Here is a 404-nt window from a genome sequence, read left to right on the forward strand (position 1 = left end):
GCTCGACACCCTGATCGACCAGGTGGCACTGGCGCTGGAGCGGACGGAGCTGCAGCGCGACCTCGAACAATCCCGCGTCAGTTCAGAGGCCGAGCGCTTGCGCACAGCACTTCTGTCCTCGGTCAGCCACGATCTGCGCACGCCCCTCGTGTCGATCATCGGCGCGGCCTCTTCTCTGGCCGACCCCGACATGGCCCTGACCGATGCGGGCCGCGCCTCCATGGCCGAGACGATCCGCGACGAAGGCGAACGGCTAGACCGCTACATCCAGAACCTGCTCGACATGACCCGACTGGGTTATGGCGCGCTGAAGCTCAAGCGCGTGCCATCAGACCTGCGCGAGATCGCGGGCGGGGCGCGGGCGCGTCTGCGCGGGGCGCTCCGCGCGCACCGGGTGGTCGTCG

1 protein-coding gene is annotated in these 404 nt (G+C 69.3%); it reads left to right on the forward strand.

Features of this window, described 5'->3' with window-relative positions:
- Window positions 1-404: sensor histidine kinase (locus tag Q5L94_RS13395; protein WP_317498862.1), on the forward strand; the 404-nt coding region annotated here is incomplete at both ends.

The sequence above is a fragment of the Idiomarina sp. Sol25 genome, from assembly GCF_033052775.1.
Lineage (GTDB): Bacteria > Pseudomonadota > Gammaproteobacteria > Enterobacterales > Alteromonadaceae > Idiomarina.